This is a genomic window from Paenarthrobacter sp. UW852, from assembly GCF_024608385.1.
Classification (GTDB): domain Bacteria; phylum Actinomycetota; class Actinomycetes; order Actinomycetales; family Micrococcaceae; genus Arthrobacter.
In genome coordinates this window covers 117,292-143,163 of the sequence record NZ_JAMSGY010000009.1, presented here as the reverse complement: position 1 = coordinate 143,163, position 25,872 = coordinate 117,292, and the positions used below count along the sequence as shown (strand labels likewise).

Sequence of the window (25,872 nt, the reverse complement as noted above, 5' to 3'; positions counted from 1 at the left end):
TCCGCCGTGCACAGATCCCTGTCATCGGGGACAATTCATGGATGAGCATCCCGTCGTCATCCCCAGCGAACGTCCGCGTCGACGCCTGGCTATGGGCGATCCGCGCCTATAAGACCCGGTCTGCCGCTACTGCCGCCTGCCGCGCCGGGCACATCCGGATCAACGGAAACCCGGTAAAAGCTTCGCAAAGCGTGATCATTGGCGACACCATCCGCGTGCGTGAATCCGGATGGGAACGGATCCTTGAGGTGCGGCGGCTCATCGCCAAGCGTGTCGGAGCCGAAGCTGCCTCGCACTGCTTCACAGACCACACACCTCCTCGGCCGGTGGCCCCCAAGCTCGGACTGCCCCAGCGCGATCGCGGCGCTGGCCGGCCCACGAAGAAGGACCGCCGGGACATGGAGAAGCTGCGGGGATAGCTCTTGTGGCGGTTTTCCACAGGCCGCGTTTTCTGACATGAAACCTTCACCTGCCCCGGCCTAGACTGACCGGCACACCGCCGAACAGCTGCTGGGGAGCCTGTCATGTCTCGCGTTTCACGTGCTACTTTTTCGTCTTCGGATGCCCGGACTTTCGTCGTGGGCAGCGTCCTTGTGTTGCTGCTGGGTGGCTGCCAGGGCGGCTCGACTCCCAGCGAACCGCCCTCCGCCATTACCACGACGACGGCGCCACCCGCCTCGAGCGCGACCATGCCGGCTGCTTCGGCTACTTCGAGTTCTTCCGCTGCCTACAAGCCGGCTGATGCGAATGGCAAGGCCCAGAATGTGCCTGTACCGGTGATGCCGGAGTTGGCGAAGGAGAACTCGAAGGCGGGATTGGAGGCGTTTATTGGGTATTGGTACGCGACCTACTCATATGCGATCGAGACAGGGGACCTATCGAGCTGGTCCGAGGTAACCGACACGACAAATCCCTTAGCAGCCTCATATGTGAAGGCCATCGAACGTAACTACAGCCAGGGCAGATGGATAGTCGGAGGAACGGTAACCGCCCCAACCATAGAGGTTCAATGGATTGATGCTGCAGTTAGGCAACAAGCAAGAGTCCAAGTTGTCCAAACTGAAGCGCACTACTTCAACGCGGATGGGTCAGCAGGTTTGAAGTCGACTCCCGCCTCCAACATCGCAGAAGCTGTCTTCCTCGAATTTCAAGGACACAACTGGCGAGTGGTCGACAACGGAATGATTGTTGGCCAGAAATGAGGTCAATCCACGCCACGCTGTGCGGCTTGGCATTTGCCCTTGCTTGCTCCACGGGAACTACGGCCCACGCAGTGGCAGCGGTTGATGACGGTGGGCAAATCACCGTTGGCCGTGGCGAAAAAGCCATTGCTGTCGGAGCCACATTCGTATTCAACCCAGAAACAGGCAAATCGGAACCCAAAGCAGGAACTACGCCTATCGTCGAGGACCCGAACCAGTACATGGCCGATGTCCACTGCCGCTCGGGTGGTTCGGACACCCCGGACAAGGGCTGCCTCACCCTGGACTGCCCACCGAAAACACCCGACAGCGAGCCAGGCACGCCAGTGATCTGGCGACAAGCCCCGAAATCAATCACCAACCCTGTCTGGACCGACTACCCCACAGTCAGCGGACCCACCTGCCTCTACGACACCAAACCCGAAAACGTCCTGGCCAACATCGCAGCCCGGATCCTCAACGACTTCCGCCAACTACCCATCAACCCAGGAACCCTCCAAGCCCAACCCTTCCCCAACACCCTCAAAGGCGGACCCACCAACTTCTACACCACACCCAAACAACAAACCTTCGACCTCACCATCCTCGGCCAACAAGTCCACCTCACCGCCACCCCCGCAAACTACACCTACACCTACGGCGACGGCACCAAACTCGGCCCCACACCAACCGCCGGCTACCCCATCCCCCAAACCCAATGGCTCACCACCCAGACCCGCAACAGCCACACCTACACCCAAACCGGCAACTACCCAACCACCCTCACCACCAGCTTCACCGGAACCTACTCCGTCAACAACGGCCCGCCACTACCCATCAACGGAACCCTCGACCTAACCACACCACCCAAAACCATCCACGTCTGGAAAACAGAAAAAGCCCTCGTCGCCGACACCTGCGACCAAAACCCCACATCATGGGGCTGCCCCCAAACGGCCAAGTAGCAGGACAGCACTACGGACTGGGCGGGCACCTGATGCCGTCACGCCCAAAATCTTCAACTCCCGATCAGCCCATAGACCGCCCATGCCAATTAATCCCTAGGGAGAAGTACCTGCGATGAAACGACAATTCGTTGCCCGGTTTTCAGCCTCTGCCCGCGTGAAATCGGCCATAGTGGCACTGGCAAGTGTGGTTCTTTTGAGCGCATGCCGGGACTGTGTCCCGCCGTCGGTGTCGGTGTCTGCCGACGGGGCCTCAACCAACGTTTGTGTCCGGCCCTCCAGGGAAGACACGGGATTTCATCGTTTTGGTCGATAAAGCTCAGGAGAACCAGGTACCTGGAGGGCCCATGAAGAGCAGGAAACTAAAGACCACTCCCACAGCCACGAGCGTCACCAGCACAGCGAGGATCGGATTCCTCAAGACCCACGCCTGGGTCTTTTCCAAACCGCCGCGCGGGTTCTCTCCCCCAGCGGCCAAACGCCAGCCTCCGGCAAGGAGACCGCGACGATCCAGCGACTTCTCCATGGGGACAGTGGCATAGGGAATGACTGCCGAGATGATCGCGAGCAGGCCAGTGCGTGTGGACCATTTTTGGTTGATCCAGGTGAAGGCAGCCGTGGCGGCATAGCAAAGGAACACGAATCCATGGATGCCGCCAGCGATGCTCACGCCTACGTCAGTGGTGCGGGTGACGTACTTAAGGAAGAGCCCAATCAGCAACAGCGTCCACGTCACGGCCTCGGCAAAAGCGATGGTACGGAACAGGGTGCGCGGCTGCATGGGAGTCCTCAGGTAGAAAACGGGAGACGCATCATATTCTACGGGCTGTAGAACTTCCCGTGCGTCAACTCCCAACGACAATTCATTGTGCCGAGGGCAGTGCCTTCGCGTTCCGGATCCGGGAATCACCAAACCCGATGGCCACGGGCGCGATTTCAATAGGGATTTCGTGTCTGGATTTTGCTTTACCGATGGCGATATGGGGCAGCCACCGCGGGGACCTGTAACCAAGGGCCCGTGAGCCCAGGATGAAGTCGTCGATATTGTCGAGCCCAAGATCGTCCAGAAGAACGTGGAGCCCCTGAACCAGGAGGGCCTGATAGTCGTGGACCTCTTGGGGAACGTCCACCTCAAGGCCCATCAACCGTCCACCGCCCAGTGGAATCAATCGATTGGACTTTCCCAGGAACCCTTCCAGAACCGGCAGCTCGGTCAGCCAGCTCACGATTTCGGGCAGCACCTTCTCCGGCGTCGAGCGCCCTTTGGTCCACGACTCGATGTCCGCCAGGAGGTGGTCCAGGATCCCGACGTGCAGGAGTGTCATGTGGAGTCCCGACGGTTTGCGGAGCGAATCGACGTAACGTCCGAGTCCCTCATAGTCGGAAAGGCCGGCGCCGACGCTGAGAACCGGCACCTCGACGGTGATGCGAAGCCCTTCCGGTTTGCCACGAGCGGGGTCACTGGCCGTCATGGATCACATTATGCGCCGGATCCGAAGCGGGCGGGAGGTCGGCAGCGTCAGCCGACCGTCCGCCGTCGAACGCTAACCCCTATTTCCGGGCTCGCGCCTGGACAAGGTTGGCAAACGGAAGCCGGCCAAAGCTGGCCACAAAGTCAGCGTGATAGGCGGCTTCGGCCGGGTTGACCTCGGACGCGGGGAGTTCCTTCCAGGCGATCACCAGGTCGAGGGCGTCCCGCAGCTGCCAGATGAGCCGCGCATCCCACACGACGGTCGGACGCCCACGGCCGTAGTCCATGAACTCCTGGATCTGTTTGCGAAGCCCTCGGTTGCCCTGGCTGCCGGCGCTGGCTTTGCCCACGTAGAGCACGGAAGCTTCCGGGAGCCACTCGGCTTCCAGCGCTTCCCGTTTGAGGGAGGGGTCCTTCTTCTTGAATGTCCCTGCAGTGCTCTTGCTAAGGAATGCGGGCTCAAAATCCGCTGGGCGGAGCACCACAAAGATGCCGGGTCCCTGGGGAATCCGCATGGGATCGAGTTCGTCGAGCGGCCTGAACCCGGTGAAGCCATCGGCGGTGAGGGACTTTTTGGTGAAGAGCATGGTCCATTGTGCTTGACCACGGATTATCGCCAAACCGTGAAGCGGTTCTTTCAGCGTTGACAGTGCCTTGTGACCCGTGCCATATTCAAAGCGTGAACCTGTCAGACAGCCGGACAGCTGGACAACCCGAGTTCCCGGGCAATGCCGCTGCGCACACCCCGATCTCCCGCATTTCCGCAGCTGAAGCGGTCTTCGCGGCCCTAAGGCGTGCCATCGAGGGCGGCCAGTTCGACGTCGGCACCAAGTTGAGCTCCGAGGCGACGCTCGCCGCCCAGTACGGTGTGAGCCGCTCAGTCATCCGGGAGGCCTTGAGGTCCTGCAACACCTTGGGCCTGACCATGACCAAAACCGGCAAGGGCACGTTCATTGTGGCCAACAAGGTCGCTAACGACCTTACCTTGGGACAGTACAGCGCACGCGATCTTAACGAAGCACGTCCCCACATCGAGATCCCGGCCGCCGGGCTCGCGGCTCAACGGAGGACCGACGAGGAACTCGAGCACCTTAAGGACATCGTCCAGGAAATGCTCAACGAGACCGACCCCGAAGCCTGGGTGAACCTGGACGCCACGTTCCACTCCGCCGTCGCCCGCGCCAGCGGAAACCGGGTGTTCGCCAGCGTTGTCTCAGACATCCGCGAGGCTTTGGCCCACCAGTCCGAAACCCTCAACCTTGTGGCGGACCGGCAGCACCGCTCCGACGAGGAACACCTCGCAGTGCTCAACGCCATCGAAGCCGGCGACTCCGAAGCCGCCAGCAAGGCAATGGCCGACCACCTTCAGGCCGTCAGCGTCGCCCTGGACACGATCCTCAGCAAATGACCCACCCAAAGGACACCATGACCGTCCCAGCAGCACCGGCCCATCAGGCCGAGGCGCGGAATGCGCCCAACCACGTCCCGCTCGTCGAGGTAACCCGCGACGGGTTGGTGGAGAGCATCCATTACGGCTCGCTGGTCGCCTTGAACGAAGACGGCAGCACAGCAGCATCAGCAGGTGAGCCGGATGCGCCGATGTACCCGCGTTCAAGCTTGAAGCCGCTCCAGGCGGTTGCACTCCTTAAAGCCGGCTTGGACATTTCGGAGAACCTTCTGGCACTCACGGCAGCAAGCCACTCGGGGGCAGAAATGCACCGCAGCGGCGCCCAGGAAATCCTGAAGCTGCATGGCCTTACCGAAAAGGACCTCGCCAACAGCACTGACCTCCCTTATGGAGTAAAGGAGCGCGAGGAATGGCTTCGCGCCGGCAACGGTCCCACCCAGATCGCGCAGAACTGTTCAGGTAAGCACGCGTCCATGACCGCCGTTTGCGTCATCAATGGCTGGCCTGTGAAGGGGTACTTGCACCCGGAGCACCCCCTGCAGGTCCTGGTCCGCGACACCATTACCGAACTCACCGGCGAGGAAGCCGCAGCGGTCAGCACTGACGGCTGCGGAACCCCGCTTTTTGCCCACTCGCTGCACGGAATGGCCCGGGCTTACGGTCGTCTGGCCGCCGCGGACGCGGACACCAACGAGGGCAAGGTGGCGCACGCCATGCGCCGTTTCCCGGAGATGGTCGCCGGTGAAGGCCGCGATGTCACGGCTTTGATGCGCGCCGTCCCGGGACTGCTTGCGAAGGACGGCTTTGAAGGCCTCCAGCTGGTGGGAATCCCCGACGGCACGGGCGTCGCCGTGAAGATTTCCGACGGCGGTGATCGCGCCCGCATGCCCGTCACCGTTGAGGTCCTCCGCCACTTGGGTGTCGACGGCGGCAGCTTGGACACGCTTCAAAGCCCACCTGTACTGGGCGGCGGCCTTCCGGTCGGCGAGCTCCGTGCAGCCCAAATTTTCAGCAACTAAACCAAGGACAGCTATGACCACCGTCGATCAGGCGATCCCCCTCCGCTCCGAACACGACCTTCTGGGCGACCGCAATGTACCCGCGGACGCCTACTGGGGCGTCCATACCCTCCGCGCCATCGAGAACTTCCCCATCACGGGGCAGCCGCTCTCCACCAACAAGCACCTTGTCAGGGGCCTGGCCGCTGTGAAGCAAGCCGCAGCCCGCACCAACCACGAGCTCGGACTCCTGGACGCCGAGCGCGCAGGGGCCATTGAGCAAGCCTGCCAGGACATCATGGACGGCATGTTGCAGGACCAGTTTATGGTGGACGTGATCCAGGGCGGCGCCGGCACCAGCTCCAACATGAATGCCAACGAGGTCATCGCCAACCGTGCGCTGGAAATCCTGGGCCACCCCAAGGGCGACTACTCCAAGCTGCACCCGAACGACCACGTCAACCTGAGCCAGTCCACCAACGACGTCTACCCAACAGCGGTGAACCTGGCCACGATCTTCTCGGTCAAGGAACTGCTGGAGGCCCTCGAGGAGCTCGAGGTGGCCTTCGCCGAAAAGGGCCGTGAGTTCCGAACCGTGGTGAAGATGGGCCGCACCCAGCTTCAGGATGCAGTCCCCATGACGTTGGGCCAGGAGTTCGGCGGCTACGCCGTCACCATCGGCGAGGACCGGGCCCGCCTGGACGAGTCGCACATGCTCATCCACGAGATCAACCTGGGGGCAACCGCCATCGGAACGGGCTTGAACGCCCCGGCCGGCTACGCGGACGCTGCATGCCGCCACCTGGCAGAGATCACCGGCCTTCCTTTGCTCACGGCCGCGGACCTGATCGAGGCCACCCAGGATGTTGGCGCTTTCGTGCACCTCTCCGGTGTGCTCAAGCGCGTGGCTGTGAAGCTTTCCAAGATTTGCAACGACCTCCGCTTGCTGTCCTCGGGACCGCGTGCGGGTTTGGGCGAGATCAACCTTCCGGCTGTGCAGTCCGGTTCGTCGATCATGCCCGGCAAGATCAATCCGGTGATCCCGGAAGTGGTCAGCCAGGTGGCTTACGAGGTCATCGGCAACGATGTAACCGTCACCATGGCCGCGGAGGCGGGCCAGCTTCAGCTGAACGCCTTCGAGCCGATCATTGTGCACAGCCTGCACAAAAGCATTTCCCACCTGGAAGCAGCGTGCCGCACCCTTACGGCCCGCTGTGTCCGGGGCATCACCGCAAACACCGAACGGCTACGGCTTACCGTGGAGCAGTCGATCGGCCTTGTCACGGCATTGAACCCCCATATCGGTTACGCCTCCGCCACTGCTATTGCACAGGAGGCACTGGCAACGGGCAAAGGCGTTGCAGAGCTCGTTCTGGAACATGGTCTGCTGACCGCGTCCCAGCTCGAAGAACTGCTCAGCCCTGAACGTCTGGCGAATCTGAGCAAATAGGCTCAAACTGGCCAATAAACCCAGCGGCTTCCGCCAGCCGTTACGCCCCATGAGGCATACCCCCACGCGGCACTGTCCAGCGAGCCCGGATCCCGAACCGGGCACTTCCATGGACACCCCAACAGGACACCCCTAAGGATTCCAATGACCAACCCCATCACGGACCACACGGTCCCGGCCCAAGCGCATGCCACGGAGAAATCCCTCCACAAGGAGGACTCCGGCTACCACAAGGACCTGAAGCCGCGCCAGATCCAAATGATCGCGATCGGTGGCGCCATCGGCACCGGCCTGTTCCTGGGCGCCGGCGGCCGGCTCAACGCAGCTGGCCCGTCCCTCGTCATCGCCTACGCAGTCTGCGGCTTTTTCGCCTTCCTGATCCTTCGCGCACTCGGTGAACTCGTTCTGCACCGCCCGTCGTCGGGATCCTTCGTCTCCTACGCCCGTGAGTTCTATGGTGAGAAGGCAGCCTTCGTCTCGGGCTGGTTCTACTGGATCAACTGGGCCACCACCACGATTGTGGACATCACGGCGGCCGCGCTGTACATGAACTTCTTCGGAAAGTACGTCCCGTGGATGGGCGCCGTTCCGCAGTGGGCCTGGGCCCTGATCGCGTTGGTCGTCGTCCTTAGCCTCAACCTGGTATCGGTGAAGGTCTTCGGCGAAATGGAGTTCTGGTTCGCGCTGATCAAGGTGGCCGCACTGGTGGCCTTCCTCCTGGTTGGCACCTACTTCGTCATCTTCGGTACCCCTGTTGATGGCCAGACGGTCGGTTTCAGCCTCATTTCCGATAACGGCGGCATCTTCCCGAATGGCATCCTGCCAATGATCATCCTCATGCAGGGTGTGCTGTTCGCTTACGCTTCCATCGAGCTCGTGGGTACCGCTGCCGGTGAAACGCCCAACCCTGAGAAGATCATGCCCAAGGCCATCAACTCCGTGGTCTTCCGTATCGCAGTGTTCTACGTTGGCTCGGTCATCCTGCTCGCCCTGCTTCTCCCGTACACCTCGTACCAGAAGGGCGTCAGCCCGTTCGTGACGTTCTTCGGTTCCATCGGCGTCCAGGGCGTGGATGTCATCATGAACCTCGTGGTCCTCACCGCTGCCCTATCGTCACTGAACGCCGGGCTCTACTCCACGGGCCGCATCCTTCGCTCCATGTCGGTGGCCGGTTCGGCCCCTAAGTTCGCACAGCGCATGAACAAGGCAGGCGTTCCTTACGGCGGCATCGCCATCACCGCCGGTGTCTCGCTCCTCGGTGTTCCGCTGAACTACCTCGTCCCGTCCGACGCCTTCGAAATCGTCCTTAACGTCGCCTCCGTAGGCATCATCGTCACCTGGGCCACCATCGTCCTGTGCCAGATGCAACTGAAACGCTGGTCCGACAAGGGCTGGGTGAAGCGCCCGTCCTTCCGGCTTTTCGGAGCTCCGTACACGGGTTGGCTGTCATTGATCTTCCTTGCCGGCGTGCTGGTCATGGTGTTCATCGAGTCGCCGCTCACCATGCTGGTCACCGCAATCGCCTGTGGCCTCATGGTCTGGGGCTGGTTCCTGTGCCGCAAGCAGATCCATGAGCTTGCCGCCACCCGCGATGGTTACACCGGCAGCGCCCCGGTTATCGCCAACCGCCCCCTCCCGGGCGGCGACAGGTAACAAACGCCAACTCACGACGGCGGCACCCGGGTTCCGTACCTGCGGAACCCAGGTGCCGCCGTCGTAGCTTAACGCCCTTCGCGGCGTAAGCAGACATCCGATCATTGGTGGCTACTATTGGTCCATGGCTGTCACAGATGAGGCGATCGGCAAGATCAAAGACATGCTGATCCGTGGGGAACTCAAAGCCGGCGATCGACTTCCGCCGGAAAAGGAACTGAGCGAAAGGCTCGGACTTTCAAGGAGTTCACTGCGCGAAGCGGTCAAAGCCCTGGAGCTGATCCGCGTGCTGGACGTCCGCCGCGGCGATGGAACCTACGTGACCAGCCTCGACGCCAAACTCCTTAATGAAGCGGTCGCATTCGTGGTCGACCTGCACCAGGACCGGTCCATCCTTGAGCTCTTCGAGGTCCGACGAATCCTTGAACCGGCCACCGCACACTTGGCAGCCGGGAAAATCACCGCCGAAGATCTCAAGAGGCTTCGCGGCACCATGGATGGCATCGACGAGAACACGGACGTCGAGGAGCTCGTGGCCCACGACCTCGAATTCCACGGCATCATCACCGAAGCCGCGGGAAACGACTACCTCGGCAGCCTCCTCGAAGCCCTGTCGAGCAGCACGGTGCGGGCCAGGATCTGGCGGGGGCTGACCCAGGAGAAGGCTGTCGCCCACACCCTGTCCGAGCATCGGGCCATCACGGACGCTTTGGAGCGCGGTGATGCGGAATTGGTGCGGGCATTGGCCACCGTGCACATCAGCGGCGTGGAGAACTGGTTGCGCCAGGCGCTCTAACCGCCGGACTGGGTGTCACCGCCAACGGCCGCCAGGGCGTCCCACAGCTCTTCGGGAACAGACTCCTCCATCCGCGCGGCGTTCGAGGCTACCTGTTCGGGAGAGGTCGCCCCGGCCGTCACGTTCACCACGGCCGGATGGCGCAGCGGGAACTGGAGCGCCGCCGTCGGAAGTTCCACCCCGAAGTCGCGGCAAACTTCCGCCAGGCGTCGCGCCCGCTCCAATAGGTGTGGCGGCGCCTGATCGTAGTTGTAGTGCGCATCGTCCGGGACGTCTGCGCGGGCCAGGAGGCCCGAGTTGTAGACGCCAACATTGACGACGCCGGTGCGGCGCTCCACACAGCGCTCCAGGAGCGGAACCGTGGGCTGCTCCAGAAGCGTGTATCGGCCAGCGAGCATGACGAGGTCCAGGTCGGCGGCCTCGACGCATTCCAATGCCGCCTCGGCCGAGTTGAGGCCAACGCCGATGGCTTTGACGACGCCTTCGGACCGTAGCTTTTCCAAAGCCGGCAGCCCTTGCGTGATTCCTTCCCGGAGATCGTGGACGTCGGCATCGTGAAGATAGGCGATGTCCACGTGAGTAAGGCCAAGCCGGTCCAGCGAATCCTCGATGCTGCGGCGAATGCCCGCCTCGGAGAAGTCCCACACGCGCTTGGCGGTAGCTGGAACGTCGAAGCCCTCCGGATCCTGGCCACCGGCAGCGTTCGGCTCGAGCAGCCGGCCCACCTTGGTGGAGATCACGAAGTCGTCCCTCGGCTTGTCCCGCAGGACCGCGCCCAACCGTTGCTCCGAGAGGCCCAAGCCGTAGTGCGGAGCCGTATCGAAGTACCGGATGCCCGCGTCCCAGGCAGCGAGAACGGTGGCAAGGGCTTCCCCCTCCGGGATGGCCCGGTACAGGTTACCGATGCCCGCCCCGCCGAAACCGAGCTTGCCGAGGTTCAGTGGTGTCAAGGCAACTCCCATACTTTGTGGATACCCCAATCCTCCCCCGGGCAAACCGCTAAGCGCGATCCACCCGCTCACCGGGCTTCAGGAACAGTTCAATCACCGGAACCGCGACGTCGGGCCGCTGGACCGGGAGTTTCACGGTCAACGTTCCGGGAGGCTGGCCGCCAGGGGTCAAGTTCATTGCCTGCTGCTGGGGATCGACTTCACGGAGGAACACCTCGGAGGCGTCGTTCAGCAACTGCGCATACTCGACCTTGCCGGCCAGGCCCGGGAGATGGACGTACTCGAACGGCCACGCGAACAGGTGCACGTAGAGCCGGTCACCGCGCTGCGTGTAGCGGGCATCCTGCGGGGCTGTGAATGCCGAGGCCCCGGCGCCGTAGATGGAGCGGGAGTGCAACGTCATCCACTCGCCAATTCCTTCCAGCGAGGCCAATGCCCGGGGATCGATGGCGCCCCTCCCTGTCGGGCCGACGTTCAGGAGCAGGTTGCCGCCCTTGGACACCCCGTCAACGAGCATCCGGATGAGCATATCCACGGACTTGTAGTCGAGGTTGTCGCGGTCGTAGCCCCAGCTGCCGTTGAGGGTCTGGCACGCCTCCCAGGTGACCGGGACGCCGTCGAGCATCATGGGGCCGGCGGGCTGGTACTGTTCCGGCGTGATGAAGTCTCCCGGGATATCCAGCCGGTCATTGACGATGATTCCGGGCTGCAACTCCCGCACCATGGCCAGCAGGGCCTCGGAATCCCAGTCCTTCCGGCCTTTGCCGCCCCAGAACTCCTCCTGCCCTAGCCCTGCGTAGGAAAAGTCGAAAAACAGGTAGTCGATAGTGCCGTAGTTGCTCAGGAGTTCTCGAACCTGGCCGTGCAGGTACTCCCGGTAGCGGGCCATGTCCCGTCCGCTGTTCAAACTCTCGACGTCGGGCGCGTTGCGTTGCGGGTGTACCCCGTCGATGGTGAAGTCCGGGTGGTGCCAGTCGATAAGCGAGTGGTAGAAACCGACCTTCAACCCCTCGGCCCTGAGCGCTTCGACATACGGGTGGATCAGGTCCCGACCGGCGGGCGTTTTGGTGGCCTTGTACTCGGTCAGAGCCGAGTCCCATAAGCAAAAGCCGTCATGGTGCTTGGTGGTGAGGACCACGTACTTCATACCCGCGGAACGGGCGGCACGGGCCCACTCACGGGGATCGTAAAGATCCGGATCAAAGCGCCGGAAGTACTGTTCATAGACTTCAACACTGATTTCCTCCCGGTTCATCACCCACTCATGCCGGGCAGGGAGCGCATAGAGTCCCCAGTGCACGAACATCCCCAAACGGGCCTCTTCAAACCATGGTGCGTGCTGGATCAACGGGTTTCCTTCCATGCAGGGCTGTTCGGAAAGCTGAGTATCACGGTGCTCATTTGGATCTTGAAGTCCAGATTCCCATCGACACTAAACATCTGATGTATTACTTGTCAACGGGTCACATTTCCGAAGCAGGGACGACCCCACCACACTAGAGTTCGGATGTTAGTCCCGAACGCACGGAGGAAGCCATGACCTTGAAATTCGCCAGGCTGGGTACGGCCGGAAACGAACAACCGGCAGTCATCGTCCAGGACGCCGACGGAACCGAGAAATACTTCAGCCTCACGCCCCTGACCAAGGACATCGACGGCGGTTTCCTCGCCTCGGACGGCATCGCACGCACCCGTAAGGCCCTGAACAAAGGCGAACTCCCCGAAATCTCTGCGGTGGGCCTTCGCGTCGGCGCACCCGTGGCCCGGCCCGGTGCCGTGGTGGCCATCGGCCTGAACTACACCGCCCACGCAGCCGAATCCGGTGCAACTCCGCCCGAGGTTCCCGTGGTGTTCCTCAAGCCGAGCAACACCATAGTTGGCCCTTTCGACGCCGCCCCCATCCCGCCGTCGTCGGAAAAGTACGACTACGAAGTGGAACTGGCAATCGTGATCGGCCGGGAAGCGTCATACCTTTCCTCCCTTGAGGAGGCGGACAACTGCATCGCAGGCTACGCCGTAGCCAATGATCTCTCCGAGCGCGACTACCAAATCCCGGGCGCAGCCGGACAATGGACCAAGGGCAAATCCCTGCCTGCTTCCACTCCCCTGGGCCCGTGGCTGGTACCCGCCACCGACATCGACCCGGACAACCTGCGCCTCCGGACCCTGGTCAACGGCGAATCCCGCCAGGACTCCAGCACCTCGGACATGATCTTCGACCCCGCCACGATCGTCCACCACCTCAGCCAGTACATGGTCCTTGAACCCGGCGACGTCATCATCACGGGAACGCCCGAAGGAGTAGCCATGTCCGGTCGGTTCCCCTTCATCCAGCCCGGTGACGTGGTGGAGGTGGAAATTGAGGGCCTGGGACGCCAGCGCCAGGAGTACTTCCGGGCCACCGCAGGCAGCACCCCAGGAGTGCGGTTGCATCCCGTTTCGTAACGCAACGGGGGCGCAACCTTCGGCAGCAGTGATTCGCCTATGCTCAACTCCAAGGAATCAACGGCGATCCACCGAGGAGTTATGAGCATGACGAACTGGCGAATCAGGGACTTCCACTCGTCCGATCTGGACGGCATCCTGCACCTCTGGGAGTCGCTCAAAGCTGACGGTGTTGAACCCGTGTACGCACTGTCGGAGGTCCTCGCCTCCTGCGAGAAGGACCACGCAGTGGTTGCGGTGCAGGGGGAGCAGGTGGTGGGTGCCGCCGTCGGACGCGCCGCCCACGACCAAGGCTGGATCGTATTCCTCGCCACCCTCACCGAATTCCGCGGCCGTGGCATCGGCACCTCGCTGCTGTCCGCCGTCGAAAACCGCATGGCCCCGCACGGGCTCAACAAGCTATCCGCCCTGATGCCGGAGACGGAAACGCGGGTCGAGGCGTTCCTGGGCCGCGGCTTCGTCGTCAAGAAGAACCTGCGCTACTTCGAGCGGACCATCCCGGTGCAACGCCAGGAACTTGGCGCGCTCGGGCTGCTGGGCGGCCGCATCCTGGCCCGTGATCTCTGGGAGAACGTCGCAGGCATGCGGCGCGAGAAGGAACTGCTGGAACGTCGGCTGGTGCTGCCGTTGGCCGAAGCGGACCTCGCCGACGAATACGGCGTCGTGCCGCCGCGCGCAGTGGTGCTGTTCGGTCCGCCAGGCACCGGCAAGACCACCTTCGCCAAGGCCATCGCCTCCCGGCTGGAGTGGCCGTTCGTTGAAGTCTTCCCCTCCCGTTTGGCCTCCGACCCCAAAGGCCTGGCCGGGGCACTGCGCGAAACGTTCCTGGAAATCGCCGAGCTCGAGCACGCCGTCGTGTTCATCGACGAGGTCGAAGAGATCGCCTCGCAGCGTGCCGGCGATCCGCCGTCGCCGCTGCAGGGCGTCACCAACGAGCTCCTCAAAATCATCCCGGCCTTCCGCGAACAACCCGGCCGGCTCCTGGTGTGCGCCACCAACTTCATCCGTGCCCTGGACACCGCGTTCCTGCGCCACGGCCGGTTCGACTACGTCATCCCTATCGGCCTGCCGGACGTGCACGCCCGGGAAGCCATGTGGCAGCGCTTCATCCCAGCCACGGTGGTGGATTCGGTGGACATTTCTTTGTTGGTGTCGAGGACGGAGGGGTTCTCGCCCGCGGACATCGAGTTCGCTGCCCGCAGCGCCTCCCAGCGCGCGTTGGAAAAAGCCGTGTACGACGACGGTGCGGCTTCGGGTGGGGCGAACGGACGGAAAGGACCTGTCACGCAGGACTACCTCGACGCAATCGCCGACACCCGCACTACCGTCAGCGCCGAGGTCCACCAGGACTTCCTCGAAGACATCGACGCCCTGGGCCGCGTCTAGGCCGAGCCACCCGCTGAGGTCGCGGCAACGGTAATCTTTGAGCCATGTCCACAAACCCACTTCGCCATGCCCTGTCCACCATGGGCGGGCGCGATCCCCACGAAAAACACCGCACAGCCACCCCGCTGGAGCTGTTTTTCGACCTGACCTTTGTGATCGCCTTCGGTGTTGCCGGCAACCAGTTCGCGCATGCCGTCGCCGAGGCGCATTTCGGCGCTGGCCTGCTGGGTTTCAGCTTCGCGATGTTCGCCGTGATTTGGGCCTGGATCAACTTCACCTGGTTCGCCAGCGCCTACGACACGGATGACTGGGTGTTCCGCGTGGTCACCATGGTGCAAATGGTGGGCGTCTTGATCCTGGCCATGGGTATCGAACCGATGTTCCACTCGATTGTCGACGGGGATCACGTCGACAACGTGGCCATCCTTATCGGCTACATCATCATGCGCGTGGCCTTGATCTTCCAATGGCTGCGAGCTGCCCGCCAAGACCCGGAACGCCGCGAGACATGCCTCCGTTACGCGAAGTACTTGGCGGTTGTCCAGGTCGGCTGGGTCCTTGCCCTGGTGATCGAGACCGATGTCCTCACCACGTTCCTGATGGCTGCCCCCCTCTTTGTTCTGGAGATGGCGACGCCCTACTTCGCCGAACGCAGGATCCGTACGCCCTGGCACGCACACCACATCGCGGAAAGGTACGGGCTCCTGGCCATCATTGCCTTGGGAGAGTGCTTGATCGGGGCCATCGAAACCCTACGCGCCATCGTCGCCACCCACGGCTGGTCGGTGGATGCTGCACTGGTTGGTTTCAGCGGCACCGGGTTGGCATTTGCCATGTGGTGGATTTACTTCATCCTCCCCGCAGGCCCTGCCCTTCATCTGCAGCGGCACCGCTCCTGGGTCTTCGGCTACGGGCACATGATCATTTTCGCGGCCATCGCGGCCACCGGCGCAGGGCTCCATATTGCGGCCTACTTCATCGACCACGAAGCCCAGGTCCCGGCGGCCGGAGCCGTGGCCTCGATCGCCATCCCGATCATCCTTTTCAAGGTTTCACTCACCACGCTTTACAGCATCATGCTTGGCCGTGACCGCGACCTCCTTGTGAGCACGGCCGTGGTAGTCCTTGCCTTGGCGGGAAGCATTGCCATGGCCGCAGCTGGGGCTTCCGTGCCTCTGTGCATGCTGGAAATGATGGCGGTGCTGGGCCTGTCCATCGCGTTCGACGAACGACGCGGGCACAAGGGCCGGGCCGCTGCACTTCGGCGGCTTGAAGCGGCCGCGGGCTGACGCGTTGCGGGGCCTGCTCTGCACCCCAAATCGCCTTCATAGCGTGCAGAGCGGGCCCCGCAACGGCAAGTAAGCCTATTCCGGAACGATGTCGTCCAGTTCCTGGAGCAGGTGCGGGTTGATCCGCTGCAGGATCAACTCCACTTCTTCCCGGGGAACGGCCGTGTACAGGACCGGACGGGCATCGGCGTACCGCGTTGTAGGCGGTTTGTCAGGCCACTTTTCCGCGAGCGCCCTGACCCTTTCAGGCAACGAGTTGTGTGCGTTGTCGGCGATTTTCACCAACGTGGCGTCGTGGTCCTCCGCTACGAAGCGTATGCCGGCGTCGTAATCGTCCGGATCGTCGTGGAAACGGCGCGTGACCCGTTCGATGATGTCCACGGCACGCTCGGACACCCCCATGTCCAGCAGGGCTTGCCTGGTGATGGGGGTGTCCTCGGCGATGTCGTGAAGGTAGCCGGCGATCTGGATGTCCTCGTCAAAATCCGCGAGCGCGTCGCCAACGGCCAGGACATGCTCGCGATACGGGCGCTTGAGCTTGTCCTTCTGCCGGTTGTGGGCCACCTCTGCCAGGACTTGGGCGGTCTCTACAGTGAAGCGTGATTCGGTCATGTTGGCCTTCGGATGGGTGCGGCGCCGATGAGGCTCGGCCCTGTCTTCAGGCTATCTGCTTCCCCGCAGTGACAACACCGGAGGGCCCGCGTCAGTCCTGCACGGCCCGCGCCGCGATGGCAACGGTGACGGCCCTGGGCAAGCGCTGCGCGAAACCGGCCGCGATGCGGTTGGCCCAGCCGGAAACCACGCTTCCGGGTGTGCCCTTGCGGTCAAGTGCCTTGAGGGCGGTTCCAACGACCTGTTCGGAGGACTGCATGCGGCCTGCTGCTGCGGACTGGCTTCCCACGACGTCGAAGAACTCCGTGCTGGTCGCCCCGGGGCACAGGGCAAGCACGTTGAGCCCGGAATCCTTGGTTTCATGGGCAACGGCTTCCGTGAAACTGAGCACGAACGCTTTGGTGGCTCCGTACACTGCCATGCCGGGGATGGGCTGGAACGCGGCCGTGCTGGCCACGTTGACCAAGGCCCCGGTTCCGGAGGTGAGCAAGCCGGGAAGGAAGGACCGGGTGATATCAACAAGCGCAGCCACGTTGAGGGCTATTTCGGAGGCAATGACATCCGGCTCTTCCTCGACGAATGGCGAGTGGGTTCCGAAGCCTGCGTTGTTGATGAGCGTGTCCACGGTGATCCCACGGCTGCTGACTTCCTCGAAAAGTTCTTTGCCAACGCCGGGGCGGCCCAGGTCCATGGGCAGCACCGTGACGGTGACGCCGTGCTGGGAGCGGAGCTCCTTTGCCAGCTCCTCCATCCGGTCCGCACGTCGCGCGACCAGGACGAGGCCAGCACCCCGGGCAGCAAACTGTCGGGCGAACTCGGCGCCGAGTCCTGAGCTTGCGCCCGTGATGAGCGCCGTGGTGCCGGAGTAGGTCATGGTCATGGTGGGTTCCGATCGATTGGATGGGCAACTGAAGTAGTCGGTGTCTACATGGTAGGCAGTGCCTACTTTGTTGTCAATGACTACTTTCATTTAGACTTGAAGCATGACCCAGCAGCCCTATCATCACGGAAAGCTCCGCGAGGCCCTGCTGGAGCGCGCCATGGAATCCATCGAGGACGTTGGTGTGGATGGCCTATCCCTGCGCCAGTTGGCGCGGGAGATGAACGTCAGCCACGGCGCGCCAGCCAAGCATTTCCGCGATAAACAGGCCCTGATCGATGCCCTGGCCCTGGCCGGCTTTGAATTGATGAACAGCCTCATCCGTAACGCCTCTGAGTCGGGCGCCGGGCTTCGGAGCCGTTTCGTCGGCGTCGGGAAGGCGTACGTGGAGTTCGCTGTTGCCCACCCGGCCCTCCTGACCGTCATGTACTCCAGCAAGCACCATCCGGATTCCAGCGCCGAACTGCGAAGCACGGCCGAACAGGGAATCCATGTCGCTCAAGCCATGATCGTCGAAGGCCAGAACGCCGGAGAGTTGGCCGAAGGCGACCCCGGGACGTTGGCAATGGTGTGCTTCGTCAGCCTGCACGGAGCGGCCGTTCTTGCCGCGGGGAATCACCTCGACGGCACTACCGTGGATGACATCGTCAATGCCACCACGGACACCCTCTGGGCCGGAATGGCAGCCGGCGTGCACGCAGCGAAGCTCACTCCGTAGCTTTACGCGGCGCGTCCCTCGATCGCCTGGCGCACGGCTGAACTCAACAGGAAGTTGCGGCAGCCCACTCCCCCAGGCTCGGCCTGCTGCGGCACGTATCCAAATCCGAGTTCATACACAGGGTCCGCGAACCCGAGAGATGCGCTGGCGCCGTCGTGCCCGAAAGCGCGGTAACTGCCGAAGGGCATCCGGGTGTGCGACTTCATGAAAACAGTGGCAAAGCAGCCGGTCTCCCCAAACACGCGGTCGATGCCGAACACCTGCTCAGCTGTCACCGTACGGATGGTTTCCTCTGTCAGGAAGGGTCCGACGGCGGGCTGGCCGCCACCCGCTGTGGCGTCACCGTCCACAGCCAAACCGGTCAGCGCGGCAGCATAAATTCTGGCCATACCATCGGCGCTGGCGACACCCGCCGCGGAGCTCAGCCCCGCGGCCCGCACTTCCGGGATATTCGGCAGGTCCAGAATGTCGCCCACTGCAGAATTCGCCGCCAGGCCGAAGTGGCTGGCGGGATCCACCCAGGGCCACGACGGATCCGCGGCCCATCGGAAACGCGCAAACCTGGCGTCGTCGGCTTCGGGCAGGCCCAAGTAGAAGTCCGCACCCGCAAGAGACCGGATTCGCTGCTCGAAGACCTGTTGCAGCGTGGAACCGGTGATGCGACGGCACAGCTCTTCCATGAAGATTCCGATGGTGAGAGCGTGGTAGCCGAAGGCCGCCCCTGGCTTCCATAACGGAGCAAGCGCTGCCAGCTTGGCCGCGGCGAGTTCAGAGTTGTTAACCTCCTCCAGAGTCAGTCCGCCTTCCACCCCCAGGAGCCCGGCCTGGTGGGACAGCAGCTGCGCGACGGTGATGGACCCCTTGCCTTGCGCACCAAACTCGGGCCAGTACTTGACCACCTCCGCGTCGAGATCAAGCACGCCATCCTGCACCAGCAACGCGATCACCAATCCTGCCATGCCTTTTGAACAGGAGAAGACTCCGGTGACAGAATCACGACGGATGTGCGGACCGCCGCTGAGGTCCAGCACCTTAACGCCCCGATGGTAGGCCGCCACCTGCGCGGAATACTCGGGATCCTGGTCGAGGAAACGAGCGAAGAGCTCGGCAACTGGTTCGAAACCGGGGGCGATCACTTGTGAGTGCATCCAGACAGCCTACTGGGACGTCGTTTCAGTCTGTGGGAGTTTTCCACACCCACGGCTCCCGGGGCAGCCGCTCCGGGTCGAAAAACGGGAGCGCGTCCTCCAACGGGCCCGCCGGGAGACCGAGTGATTCGAGGATCAGGTTCCGGACACGTTCGGCAGGAATTCCGACGGCGGCGAGGTCTCCCAGCGTCACCGCGCCGTCGCGCTTGGCCAACCTCACGCCGTCGTGGTTTACCACCAACGGAACGTGGGCATATTCGGGTACCGGCGCGCCAAGCAGCGTGGCCAGGTACGCCTGACGCGGGGTGGACGGGAGGAGGTCGTCGCCGCGGACTACTTGGTCGATTCCCTGCTCGGCGTCGTCCACCACAACGGCCAGGTTATAGGCGGTGACGCCATCGTTCCGGCGGAGGACGAAGTCGTCCACCATGCCCACGAATCTCCCGCTCAACTGGTCCTCAACAGCCCACTCCGCAACGTCCGACCGCAGACGTATGGACGCCGGACGCGAGGCCCTGCGGATCTCCCGTTCAGCGTGCGACAGCTCCCGGCACGTCCCCGGATAAGCGCCCTGCGGAGCATGCGGGGCCGAGGGAGCTTCCTGGATTTCGCGGCGGGTGCAGAAGCACTCATAGGTGAGGCCTTCGGCAGTCAGCCGGGCGATCGCGTCATCGTAGAGAGCCGTACGCTCAGTCTGGCGTACGACGGCGGCGTCCCACCTTACGCCGATAGCCTCCAGATCGCGGAGCTGCTCAGCCTCCGCACCGGACCGCGCGCGGTCAAGGTCCTCGACGCGCAGCAGGAACTTCCGGGCAGTGGATTTCGCGAAGAGCCAGGCAAGGACCGCAGTACGAAGGTTGCCGACGTGCAGTTCGCCCGAAGGGCTCGGGGCGAAGCGTCCAGCGGAAGTCATGCTCCAAGCCTATGCGGGGGGCGCCCGGGCCAGGCATCGCAAGAGCCCCTCAGCTACCGCAACGATCCGGTGGCTCAGGGGCTCTTACTTGCTGCCCAAACGAACGGGCGAGTGGTGAATGACAATGCTGTGAACAAGAGTCAATCAGCGGCTGCTTCCTTGCGGGAAACCTATACAGGGCTCCGGGTGGTGTTCCGGGTGCCTTGGTGCCGTGCCGGGATCAGCGGTAGCTTCTCCATGCTTCGTTGCCACCATTTCAGCAGAAGGCATACAGTTGGAGCAACGGACAGTGACTTAACTGGTCGATTTGACCAGTTGGTGGACAACAAGACGGCAGGAAGTGGTCACTTTGCAGGAACTGGATGCAACGGACCGCAGAATCCTCGCCGCCCTGGACGAAGACCCGAGGGTCCCCATCATGGTGCTTGCCCAAAAGTTGCACCTTGCCCGCGGGACCGTTCAATCCCGGCTGGAAAGGATGAGCGCGTCCGGAGCCCTGCGAGCCAACAGCAGCCGCGTCCTTCCATCGGCGCTGGGTCGCGGAGTTGCCGCCGCGGTCAGTGCCGAACTCGACCAAAGCCACCTGAACGAAGCCATCGCCGCGCTCCGGAAGATCCCCGAAGTCCTGGAATGCCATGCGCCCGCAGGCGACACCGACCTCATCATCAGGGTCGTCGCCAAAAGCCCCGACGATCTGTACCGCGTTTCCGAGGAAATCCGGCTGTGCCCAGGGATTGTGCGCACCTCCACCAGCATGTTCCTCAGGGAAGTGATTCCGTACAGGACAACTGGCTTGTTGTCGGAATAGTTCTAAACGGGAGGCCCGATGTTGGTCTTCAGGTTCTTCATGACCAGCGTTGACGTCAGCCGTTCCACCGCTGGCAGTGCCGCAAGTTCGTCGTCGTAAAAGCGCTGGTAGGCGGGCAGGTCGGCGGCGATGACTTTCAGCAGATAGTCCGGCGAGCCGAACAGGCGCTGGGCCTCAACGATGTTGGGGCTCGCCGCAACGCGCTCTTCGAACTCCGCCATGATGGTGCGCTCAACCTGGCGCAGGGTGACGAAGACAATGGCCTCAAACCCCAGCCCCAGCGCCGCGGGATCGATGTCCGCACGATACCCACGAATTACCCCCGAGGACTCCAGGTCCCGGAGACGTCGGTGGCATGGTGCCACGGTCAAACCCACCTTCGAGGCGAGAGCCGTCGCAGTCATTCTTCCGTCTTCACGAAGGTGTCGCAAAATACTTCTATCGATTCCGTCAATCACGCAAATATCTTACTCATCAGGCGGCCATCTGAGCTAAATAGGCGAACACTTATGGCCCGAATTTGCCTAGAGTTTTCCTAGCTCAACAACCTCTGGAGAAAACCGTGAATCCGCAGCTGTTCCTCGCCTTCATCCTCGTTGCGGTCACCCTGGCCTGCACCCCGGGCGTCGACTGGGCATACTCCATTTCCGCCGGCCTGCGCCAGCGCAGCTTTGTCCCGGCAGTCGCGGGGTTGTGCAGCGGGTACGTCATCCACACCGTGCTGATGGCGGCAGGGTTGGCCGCACTCCTGGCAGGTGTACCGGGGCTGCTGGGCTGGCTCACCGTCGCCGGAGCCGCCTACCTGCTGTGGCTTGGCGTCGCAACCATCCGGTCGTGGCGAGGTGCCAGCTTCAGTGCGGAAGCCGGCGTCGTGCATTCCGCCAACCCGCTCCGGACGTTCCTGCAGGGAATGGGCACCAGCGGCATCAACCCCAAAGGCCTGCTGTTCTTCGTGGCACTGGTGCCGCAGTTCGTGAGCCCCGAAGCAGCACTTCCCGTCCCCGTCCAGTCCGGCTTGCTCGGCCTGACCTTCGTGTTCCTGGCAGCAGTGGTCTACACAGCGGTTGCTTTGACGTCCCGGAAACTGCTGGCATCACGGCCTGGCGCAGCCAAGGTGGTCACCCTGGTCAGCGGGATCATCATGATCGGGCTGGGGGCAGTGCTGTTATCCGAGCAGCTCATTCCCCTGCTGGTCCAGGCATTGGCCGGCGCTTCAGCCTAGGCAGAAAGCAACTCGTCGAGCCGCTCATAGCCCTCGATCACGCCGTAATTCATGCCGGTCGCCAGCGCCATATCCCGTGCTTCCACTGAGGGGTAGACCTCGTGGGCGACTATCCGGGTCCGCCCATCCACTTCCTCGAACGTGGTGGTGCTGATGCCCACCTGGTCCGGGGCGCCGTCGAATTCGAAGGTCATGATGATCAGCGCGTCAGGGTCTACCTTGTGGAAGACACCCCGGAAGGAAAACGGGTTGTTGCCGTCGCCGCTCTCGTACCGCCAACTGCCGCCTGTCACCGCGTTGTATTCCGTGACGTTCATGGTGGTGCTTCGCGGGCCGAGCCACTTCGCCAGGAGGTCAGGGTCCACGTGGGCCTTGAAGACCGCGCTGACCGGGGCATCAAATTCGCGGACTGTGTCAACGAACGGGACGCCGTCGTCAACGGTGATGGTGGTTGGATTGCTCATGTCAGTTCCTCTTCCCTATTTCTCCGCAGCCCCGCGGGACCATCGCTGGCCAGGAGTTCGTCGAGCAGCCTGTAGCGACGCTCGGCGATCAGCCGGTACTGGTCCAGCCAGGCCGTCAACCGCTCAAGGGCTGCGGCGTCGAGGTGAACGGGGCGGCGCTGCGCGTCGCGTGAACGCGTCACCAACCCAGCATGCTCGAGGACCTGGATGTGCTTGGAAACCGCTTGTTTAGTAATGGCGAAAGGTTCTGCGAGTTCATTGACGGTGGCGTCATTGCGGGAAAGGCGGGCCACGATTGCCCGTCGCACGGGATCGGCCAAGGCCATGAAGGCCCTGTCCAACGCGTCGGGCCCCAGTTCTGCCGGGTCCATACCCACTCAACCTTTCGTAATCAACCTATGGCTTTATCAACCTCTAGGTTGATTACAACATTACGCCTCTACCCGAAGGTGCACAATGGGTTTTACTCGCCGCCCAGCTGCCTGAAGTCGTTTTCCCACAGCCGGCGCATCTCGGCGTCCTTGCGGATGACTTCCAGCGTTTCGAGTTCCTCAGCCGGGGCTGGTTTCCTGACCCACGGCGTCAATGTCCTACGCCCCTGGTCCAAGGCCAACAGAGCCCTGTCGGTCATGGCATCGTTCCGCAACACCAGGCTGGTCTTACGGCGGCGAAGCACTTCCTTCAGTGCAGCCTGCGCGGAGTCCACGTCACCCCGAGCCCGCTGCGACCGGGCGCGGATCAGGAGCAACGCTGCCGAGAGGTCGTCTGTGTTGAGCAAGCCTTCGGTCCACAACACCACATCCCGGTGGCGGCCCAGCGAATAGGCAGCCGTGCAACGCGCCAAGGCAGAAGGCAACGACGGCGGCAGGCCCACCACCGCTTCCAGCGCGGCTTCCATCATCCCCATCTCCCGGAGGCAATGCGACAACGCCAGGAACACCGACTCCTCGCTGAACAGAACCGGAACTTCAATGCGCTCGGCAACCTCCACCCGGGTGACCACCTGCCCAAGGTAGATGGACGAGAACTGGCTGGCGTCGTCGTCGATCCTTGTTGTTAAGCCGCGCTGCAGCAGTTCCGAAGCCCGCAGGTAGCCCCCATGCTTGTAGGTCAGCAGACCCGACACCACAAGGCACAACCCGGCCCACCCCGGGTACATTCGGCCAAGCGCGAGGAGCCGCTCCGGCTCGGTGGAGGTGAAAACAGCGTCGTGCATGGCCTTGGCGGGCTTGGACGATAACATCCTCAGCCGCGGCACACTGCCAACGACGGAAATCCTCGCCTGGTCCCTGCCAGTGAGCACGCCGGACAGCACTCCGCCCACACCGTCCGTGAGCCCCCGGACCGGGGTGCGGACATGGCCACCGCGGAAAGGCGTGAAATCCCGCGTGTCATGGAAGATCGTGTGCACGCGTCCGTGGGGAGCTTGGCTCATAAGACCATGCTAATCGTCGCTGAACTGGGCACATCCCCTGCTATCGGAGGCATTTCAGGAGTATTATGGCGGCGTCGGCAAGGTTTTGCCACACCCTTGCCGCAGGTCGGCTCTCCATGAGAAGAGCCGGGTAACCGCGTGAAAGGGAGGACTGATGACCACCGCTTCGCACCCCGCCGAACACCACCACATGATGGGGTTGACACTTCGCAACACCGCCATGGGCGTTGGCATTGTATTTCTGCTGGTTGGCGTCCTGGGCTTCATCCCGGGAATCACCACCAATTACGGCGCCATGACCTTTGCGGGACATGATTCCGGCGCCATGCTGCTTGGAGTCTTCCAAGTGTCCATACTCCACAACATCGTCCATCTGCTGTTTGGCGCGGCCGGCTTGGCCATGGCAAGGAACGATCGTATGGCCCGCCTGTTCCTCCTGGGCGGCGGCGCCGTATACATCGTTCTTTGGATCTACGGCCTGGTCATCAACCAGGAAACGGGCGCCAACTTCATCCCGTTCAACACGGCTGACAACTGGCTGCACCTGATCCTTGGCGTTGCCATGATCGGTTTGGGCGTTTGGCTCGGCCGGGATGTCATGGACGAAAGGACCACAGCGCGAAGGAGCATGTAAGCCCTCCGCACACGTCCTGAACCACGACGGCGACCGCTCCCTTTGAGGGGGCGGTCGCCGTACCGTTGTGCTACCCCCCAACGCTCACTCACATCCCACCGGCTTCCGCCCAACGCTCACTCACATCCCACCGGCTTCCGCCCAACGCTCACTCACACCCACCTAGCGCGGGGCGCGCCCACCCAGCCGGGTGGTCACTTTGGCCGCCGCTGCAGCACAGGCTTCGCCCAGGCTCGTCAAAGTGTCCTGCGAGACCCGGAACTTTGGCGCAGGGATCAGAACGGCTGCCACGATGTCGCCGCGGTGGTCGTAGACCGGCGAGGCCACGCCGACTTCCTCGATGGACGTCTCCCCGAAGTTCACGGACCAGCCACGTTCCGCCGCTTCCGCCAGCCGGGCCATGTAGGCCTCCACCGAGTCGTCGTCCAGGCCGGGCAAGGTGATCGCGTTGCTGTGCAGCAGGTTCCGCACCCTGTCGCTGTTTTCGGCCGCCAGGAACACCTGCACGGAAGAGCTCAGGGCCTCGTTGTAACGTGCACCCAAAGGGGCAAGGTGCTTCACCTGATGCCTGCTGGGAATCTGCTCCACACACATGGATTCGACGCCGTTCCAAACCATGAGCGCGCTGGTCTCCCCCGTGCGCTCGGTCAGTTCGCGCAGGACTGGGTAGGCGACGCGGCGCTCTTCGAGTTCGGCCAGGAGCGGGCCCGCCATGGCGATCATTCCCAGCCCCAAGCGGAACCTGCGCGAATCGACGTCGCGCTCCACCAGGTTCTCCTGTTCCAGCGTCGCAAGGATGCGGGAGACGGTGCTCTTGTGCAGGCCCACACGGCCCGCGATCTCGGTGACTCCAAGCAGGGGTTCATCCGCGCTGAAGCTTTTCAGCACAGCGATGGCGTTGACGATGACAGAGGTTCCCTTGCCGTCGCCGTTGCTGTTGCCGGTGTCAAAAGTCTCGCTGGTTTCCGTGGGAGTCATGGGTTCACTATATTTCGGGTCTCGGTCCGGTCTTCCACTGGGAAGCCGGTGGGCGCCGTGCACTGCGC

At 62.9% G+C, this 25,872-nt stretch carries 29 protein-coding genes; 15 read left to right on the top strand and 14 right to left on the bottom strand.

Annotation, left to right across the window (positions count from 1 at the left end; translation table 11 throughout):
* Positions 1-41 precede the first annotated feature (41 nt).
* The 3 genes from NEK97_RS16215 (at position 42) to NEK97_RS16205 (ending at position 2,146) form a co-directional block, all read left to right on the top strand.
* Complete coding sequence (locus NEK97_RS16215; RefSeq protein WP_018779945.1) at positions 42-419, top strand: RNA-binding S4 domain-containing protein; 378 nt, start codon at positions 42-44, stop codon at positions 417-419.
* Between the two features lie 105 nt (positions 420-524).
* Positions 525-1,202, top strand: coding sequence for a DUF6318 family protein (locus tag NEK97_RS16210; RefSeq protein ID WP_257370823.1), 678 nt, complete (start codon positions 525-527; stop codon positions 1,200-1,202).
* A gap of 26 nt (positions 1,203-1,228) precedes the next feature.
* Positions 1,229-2,146, top strand: coding sequence for a hypothetical protein (locus tag NEK97_RS16205; RefSeq protein WP_257370822.1), 918 nt, complete (start codon positions 1,229-1,231; stop codon positions 2,144-2,146).
* Between the two features lie 319 nt (positions 2,147-2,465).
* Here the strand turns inward: NEK97_RS16205 and NEK97_RS16200 are convergent, their stop codons facing one another.
* The 3 genes from NEK97_RS16200 to NEK97_RS16190 form a co-directional block, all read right to left on the bottom strand.
* A complete protein-coding gene (locus NEK97_RS16200; RefSeq protein WP_257370821.1) occupies positions 2,466-2,927 on the bottom strand; it encodes a DUF3817 domain-containing protein in 462 nt (153 codons plus the stop codon).
* A gap of 82 nt (positions 2,928-3,009) precedes the next feature.
* Positions 3,010-3,618: a hypothetical protein gene (locus NEK97_RS16195; RefSeq protein ID WP_257370820.1), complete on the bottom strand. Its 609-nt coding sequence runs from the start codon at positions 3,616-3,618 to the stop codon at positions 3,010-3,012.
* A gap of 79 nt (positions 3,619-3,697) precedes the next feature.
* On the bottom strand, positions 3,698-4,204 hold the full coding sequence (locus NEK97_RS16190; protein ID WP_257370819.1) for a hypothetical protein: 507 nt from the start codon (positions 4,202-4,204) through the stop codon (positions 3,698-3,700).
* Between the two features lie 92 nt (positions 4,205-4,296).
* Between NEK97_RS16190 and NEK97_RS16185 the strand changes: the two genes are divergently transcribed.
* The 5 genes from NEK97_RS16185 (at position 4,297) to NEK97_RS16165 (ending at position 9,922) form a co-directional block, all read left to right on the top strand.
* A complete protein-coding gene (locus NEK97_RS16185; protein WP_257370818.1) occupies positions 4,297-5,025 on the top strand; it encodes a FadR/GntR family transcriptional regulator in 729 nt (242 codons plus the stop codon).
* Positions 5,022-6,044 carry an asparaginase gene (locus tag NEK97_RS16180; protein ID WP_257370817.1) on the top strand — a complete coding sequence of 341 codons (1,023 nt, stop codon included), beginning with the start codon at positions 5,022-5,024 and terminating at the stop codon, positions 6,042-6,044. The genes NEK97_RS16185 and NEK97_RS16180 overlap by 4 nt, the downstream gene beginning before the upstream one ends.
* 13 nt (positions 6,045-6,057) lie before the next feature.
* Entirely contained in the window at positions 6,058-7,473 is a 1,416-nt protein-coding gene (locus tag NEK97_RS16175; RefSeq protein ID WP_257370816.1) for an aspartate ammonia-lyase, read from the top strand.
* Positions 7,474-7,617: 144 nt separating this feature from the next.
* Positions 7,618-9,126, top strand: coding sequence for an amino acid permease (locus tag NEK97_RS16170; protein WP_257370815.1), 1,509 nt, complete (start codon positions 7,618-7,620; stop codon positions 9,124-9,126).
* Positions 9,127-9,250: 124 nt separating this feature from the next.
* Positions 9,251-9,922 (top strand): FadR/GntR family transcriptional regulator, encoded by a 672-nt coding sequence (locus NEK97_RS16165; RefSeq protein WP_235520993.1) that lies wholly within the window; start codon positions 9,251-9,253, stop codon positions 9,920-9,922.
* On the opposite strand, the gene NEK97_RS16160 is transcribed toward NEK97_RS16165, so the two are convergent.
* Both NEK97_RS16160 and NEK97_RS16155 read right to left on the bottom strand, forming a co-directional pair.
* Positions 9,919-10,884 carry an aldo/keto reductase gene (locus NEK97_RS16160; RefSeq protein ID WP_257370814.1) on the bottom strand — a complete coding sequence of 322 codons (966 nt, stop codon included), beginning with the start codon at positions 10,882-10,884 and terminating at the stop codon, positions 9,919-9,921. The genes NEK97_RS16165 and NEK97_RS16160 overlap by 4 nt on opposite strands.
* A gap of 37 nt (positions 10,885-10,921) precedes the next feature.
* A complete protein-coding gene (locus NEK97_RS16155) occupies positions 10,922-12,220 on the bottom strand; it encodes an alpha-L-fucosidase (RefSeq protein WP_257370813.1) in 1,299 nt (432 codons plus the stop codon).
* Between the two features lie 188 nt (positions 12,221-12,408).
* Between NEK97_RS16155 and NEK97_RS16150 the strand changes: the two genes are divergently transcribed.
* From NEK97_RS16150 to NEK97_RS16140, 3 genes are all read left to right on the top strand, one after another.
* Positions 12,409-13,317 (top strand): fumarylacetoacetate hydrolase family protein, encoded by a 909-nt coding sequence (locus NEK97_RS16150; RefSeq protein ID WP_257370812.1) that lies wholly within the window; start codon positions 12,409-12,411, stop codon positions 13,315-13,317.
* A gap of 87 nt (positions 13,318-13,404) precedes the next feature.
* Entirely contained in the window at positions 13,405-14,703 is a 1,299-nt protein-coding gene (locus tag NEK97_RS16145; protein WP_257370811.1) for an ATP-binding protein, read from the top strand.
* Positions 14,704-14,747: 44 nt separating this feature from the next.
* Positions 14,748-15,992: a low temperature requirement protein A gene (locus NEK97_RS16140; RefSeq protein WP_257370810.1), complete on the top strand. Its 1,245-nt coding sequence runs from the start codon at positions 14,748-14,750 to the stop codon at positions 15,990-15,992.
* A 75-nt stretch (positions 15,993-16,067) separates the two neighbouring features.
* Here the strand turns inward: NEK97_RS16140 and NEK97_RS16135 are convergent, their stop codons facing one another.
* Positions 16,068-16,604 carry a phosphohydrolase gene (locus NEK97_RS16135; protein ID WP_235521004.1) on the bottom strand — a complete coding sequence of 179 codons (537 nt, stop codon included), beginning with the start codon at positions 16,602-16,604 and terminating at the stop codon, positions 16,068-16,070.
* A 91-nt stretch (positions 16,605-16,695) separates the two neighbouring features.
* Positions 16,696-17,574 carry an SDR family oxidoreductase gene (locus tag NEK97_RS16130; protein ID WP_257370809.1) on the bottom strand — a complete coding sequence of 293 codons (879 nt, stop codon included), beginning with the start codon at positions 17,572-17,574 and terminating at the stop codon, positions 16,696-16,698.
* 13 nt (positions 17,575-17,587) lie between these two features.
* Here NEK97_RS16130 and NEK97_RS16125 point away from each other — a divergent pair, with 13 nt between their 5' ends.
* Entirely contained in the window at positions 17,588-18,202 is a 615-nt protein-coding gene (locus NEK97_RS16125; protein WP_235521007.1) for a TetR/AcrR family transcriptional regulator, read from the top strand.
* Between the two features lie 2 nt (positions 18,203-18,204).
* Here the strand turns inward: NEK97_RS16125 and NEK97_RS16120 are convergent, their stop codons facing one another.
* Together NEK97_RS16120 and gluQRS are read right to left on the bottom strand one after the other, a co-directional pair.
* Positions 18,205-19,350: a serine hydrolase domain-containing protein gene (locus NEK97_RS16120; protein WP_257370808.1), complete on the bottom strand. Its 1,146-nt coding sequence runs from the start codon at positions 19,348-19,350 to the stop codon at positions 18,205-18,207.
* Positions 19,351-19,375: 25 nt separating this feature from the next.
* Positions 19,376-20,263, bottom strand: a complete 888-nt coding sequence (gluQRS, locus tag NEK97_RS16115; protein ID WP_257370807.1) for a tRNA glutamyl-Q(34) synthetase GluQRS — start codon at positions 20,261-20,263, stop codon at positions 19,376-19,378.
* A 349-nt stretch (positions 20,264-20,612) separates the two neighbouring features.
* On the opposite strand from gluQRS, the gene NEK97_RS16110 reads away from it, so the two are divergent.
* Positions 20,613-21,071, top strand: coding sequence for an Lrp/AsnC family transcriptional regulator (locus NEK97_RS16110; protein WP_257370845.1), 459 nt, complete (start codon positions 20,613-20,615; stop codon positions 21,069-21,071).
* A 2-nt stretch (positions 21,072-21,073) separates the two neighbouring features.
* Here NEK97_RS16110 and NEK97_RS16105 read toward each other — a convergent pair whose 3' ends face one another.
* On the bottom strand, positions 21,074-21,529 hold the full coding sequence (locus NEK97_RS16105; protein ID WP_235521013.1) for an Lrp/AsnC family transcriptional regulator: 456 nt from the start codon (positions 21,527-21,529) through the stop codon (positions 21,074-21,076).
* 104 nt (positions 21,530-21,633) lie between these two features.
* Between NEK97_RS16105 and NEK97_RS16100 the strand changes: the two genes are divergently transcribed.
* A complete protein-coding gene (locus NEK97_RS16100) occupies positions 21,634-22,293 on the top strand; it encodes a LysE family translocator (protein WP_257370806.1) in 660 nt (219 codons plus the stop codon).
* Here the strand turns inward: NEK97_RS16100 and NEK97_RS16095 are convergent.
* The 3 genes from NEK97_RS16095 to NEK97_RS16085 form a co-directional block, all read right to left on the bottom strand.
* Complete coding sequence (locus NEK97_RS16095) at positions 22,290-22,757, bottom strand: SRPBCC family protein (protein WP_257370805.1); 468 nt, start codon at positions 22,755-22,757, stop codon at positions 22,290-22,292. The genes NEK97_RS16100 and NEK97_RS16095 overlap by 4 nt on opposite strands.
* Positions 22,754-23,128, bottom strand: coding sequence for a helix-turn-helix transcriptional regulator (locus NEK97_RS16090; RefSeq protein ID WP_257370803.1), 375 nt, complete (start codon positions 23,126-23,128; stop codon positions 22,754-22,756). The genes NEK97_RS16095 and NEK97_RS16090 overlap by 4 nt, the downstream gene beginning before the upstream one ends.
* Positions 23,129-23,220: 92 nt before the next feature.
* A complete protein-coding gene (locus NEK97_RS16085) occupies positions 23,221-24,192 on the bottom strand; it encodes a hypothetical protein (protein WP_257370802.1) in 972 nt (323 codons plus the stop codon).
* Between the two features lie 154 nt (positions 24,193-24,346).
* On the opposite strand from NEK97_RS16085, the gene NEK97_RS16080 reads away from it, so the two are divergent.
* Positions 24,347-24,826: a DUF4383 domain-containing protein gene (locus NEK97_RS16080; RefSeq protein WP_235521020.1), complete on the top strand. Its 480-nt coding sequence runs from the start codon at positions 24,347-24,349 to the stop codon at positions 24,824-24,826.
* A gap of 162 nt (positions 24,827-24,988) precedes the next feature.
* On the opposite strand, the gene NEK97_RS16075 is transcribed toward NEK97_RS16080, so the two are convergent.
* Entirely contained in the window at positions 24,989-25,804 is an 816-nt protein-coding gene (locus NEK97_RS16075) for an IclR family transcriptional regulator (RefSeq protein ID WP_257370801.1), read from the bottom strand.
* Positions 25,805-25,872: the final 68 nt, after the last annotated feature.

What these genes read in the sequence shown, in the direction of transcription:
- gluQRS (WP_257370807.1), bottom strand. Translation starts at nt 20,263, where the DNA reads ATGACTTCCGCTGGACGCTTCGCCCCGAGCCCTTCGGGCGAACTGCAC.
- NEK97_RS16165 (WP_235520993.1), top strand. Translation starts at nt 9,251, where the DNA reads ATGGCTGTCACAGATGAGGCGATCGGCAAGATCAAAGACATGCTGATC.
- NEK97_RS16170 (WP_257370815.1), top strand. Translation starts at nt 7,618, where the DNA reads ATGACCAACCCCATCACGGACCACACGGTCCCGGCCCAAGCGCATGCC.
- NEK97_RS16160 (WP_257370814.1), bottom strand. Translation starts at nt 10,884, where the DNA reads ATGGGAGTTGCCTTGACACCACTGAACCTCGGCAAGCTCGGTTTCGGC.
- NEK97_RS16075 (WP_257370801.1), bottom strand. Translation starts at nt 25,804, where the DNA reads ATGACTCCCACGGAAACCAGCGAGACTTTTGACACCGGCAACAGCAAC.
- NEK97_RS16180 (WP_257370817.1), top strand. Translation starts at nt 5,022, where the DNA reads ATGACCCACCCAAAGGACACCATGACCGTCCCAGCAGCACCGGCCCAT.
- NEK97_RS16130 (WP_257370809.1), bottom strand. Translation starts at nt 17,574, where the DNA reads ATGAAAGTAGTCATTGACAACAAAGTAGGCACTGCCTACCATGTAGAC.
- NEK97_RS16090 (WP_257370803.1), bottom strand. Translation starts at nt 23,128, where the DNA reads ATGGACCCGGCAGAACTGGGGCCCGACGCGTTGGACAGGGCCTTCATG.
- NEK97_RS16190 (WP_257370819.1), bottom strand. Translation starts at nt 4,204, where the DNA reads ATGCTCTTCACCAAAAAGTCCCTCACCGCCGATGGCTTCACCGGGTTC.
- NEK97_RS16200 (WP_257370821.1), bottom strand. Translation starts at nt 2,927, where the DNA reads ATGCAGCCGCGCACCCTGTTCCGTACCATCGCTTTTGCCGAGGCCGTG.
- NEK97_RS16195 (WP_257370820.1), bottom strand. Translation starts at nt 3,618, where the DNA reads ATGACGGCCAGTGACCCCGCTCGTGGCAAACCGGAAGGGCTTCGCATC.
- NEK97_RS16210 (WP_257370823.1), top strand. Translation starts at nt 525, where the DNA reads ATGTCTCGCGTTTCACGTGCTACTTTTTCGTCTTCGGATGCCCGGACT.
- NEK97_RS16150 (WP_257370812.1), top strand. Translation starts at nt 12,409, where the DNA reads ATGACCTTGAAATTCGCCAGGCTGGGTACGGCCGGAAACGAACAACCG.
- NEK97_RS16080 (WP_235521020.1), top strand. Translation starts at nt 24,347, where the DNA reads ATGACCACCGCTTCGCACCCCGCCGAACACCACCACATGATGGGGTTG.
- NEK97_RS16085 (WP_257370802.1), bottom strand. Translation starts at nt 24,192, where the DNA reads ATGAGCCAAGCTCCCCACGGACGCGTGCACACGATCTTCCATGACACG.
- NEK97_RS16125 (WP_235521007.1), top strand. Translation starts at nt 17,588, where the DNA reads ATGACCCAGCAGCCCTATCATCACGGAAAGCTCCGCGAGGCCCTGCTG.
- NEK97_RS16120 (WP_257370808.1), bottom strand. Translation starts at nt 19,350, where the DNA reads ATGCACTCACAAGTGATCGCCCCCGGTTTCGAACCAGTTGCCGAGCTC.
- NEK97_RS16140 (WP_257370810.1), top strand. Translation starts at nt 14,748, where the DNA reads ATGTCCACAAACCCACTTCGCCATGCCCTGTCCACCATGGGCGGGCGC.
- NEK97_RS16095 (WP_257370805.1), bottom strand. Translation starts at nt 22,757, where the DNA reads ATGAGCAATCCAACCACCATCACCGTTGACGACGGCGTCCCGTTCGTT.
- NEK97_RS16135 (WP_235521004.1), bottom strand. Translation starts at nt 16,604, where the DNA reads ATGACCGAATCACGCTTCACTGTAGAGACCGCCCAAGTCCTGGCAGAG.
- NEK97_RS16175 (WP_257370816.1), top strand. Translation starts at nt 6,058, where the DNA reads ATGACCACCGTCGATCAGGCGATCCCCCTCCGCTCCGAACACGACCTT.
- NEK97_RS16215 (WP_018779945.1), top strand. Translation starts at nt 42, where the DNA reads ATGAGCATCCCGTCGTCATCCCCAGCGAACGTCCGCGTCGACGCCTGG.
- NEK97_RS16145 (WP_257370811.1), top strand. Translation starts at nt 13,405, where the DNA reads ATGACGAACTGGCGAATCAGGGACTTCCACTCGTCCGATCTGGACGGC.